This window comes from Bacillus sp. mrc49 (assembly GCF_002803435.1).
In genome coordinates, this window is record NZ_PHNG01000023.1 from 1 (window position 1) to 573 (window position 573).

The 573-nt window shown below is 41.0% G+C and carries 1 protein-coding gene and 1 pseudogene; both read left to right on the top strand.

What is annotated here, in order from left to right; translation table 11 throughout:
* Nucleotides 1-81 precede the first annotated feature (81 nt).
* The gene (yycH, locus tag CVN76_RS00250; RefSeq protein ID WP_100530065.1) at nucleotides 82-273 is read left to right on the top strand and encodes a two-component system activity regulator YycH; all 192 of its coding nucleotides are present in this window, start codon (nucleotides 82-84) and stop codon (nucleotides 271-273) included.
* 53 nt (nucleotides 274-326) lie between these two features.
* Nucleotides 327-573 (top strand): annotated as a pseudogene (locus CVN76_RS00255) (hypothetical protein); the annotation flags it as partial.

Consider the following 573-nt stretch of genomic DNA (forward strand, 5'->3'; position numbering starts at 1 on the left):
TTGGGCGGAAAGTGTGGATGGAAAAGGAACTACGGTATTCTTTACACTTCCTTACGAACAGGAAGAAGAGGATGATTGGTCATGAATTTTGAACGTGCAAAAAGCATAATACTGATTATATTGGTGGGGACGAGCATTTTCTTGACCTGGAGCATCTGGACGTATGAGCCTGAATATGATCAATTGAGTCAATCGTCCGATTATATAAAGATAAAAAGCGATGTGGAGATCGTCAGTGATGTCATTAAACCGGTCAGTTCAGGTGGGACATAAAATGACTACGCGGGACATATAGTGTCCAATCAGACTTTTTAGGAGTTTTATCTATGCGTACATTACTCGAGGTACAAAGAAAATTATTACCTGATTTCCTTATGGTTATGCAAAAAAGATATGATATCCTGCGTTATATCAAAATGATGCAGCCGGTGGGAAGGCGAAGCCTGGCCGTGAGTCTTAATTTGACGGAACGGACGCTTAGAGGCGAGGTCGATTTTCTGAAAAGTCAGAACCTGGTTAATATTTTCAGTTCTGGTATGACACTGACTGATGAAGGGATGGAAATCCTGGATA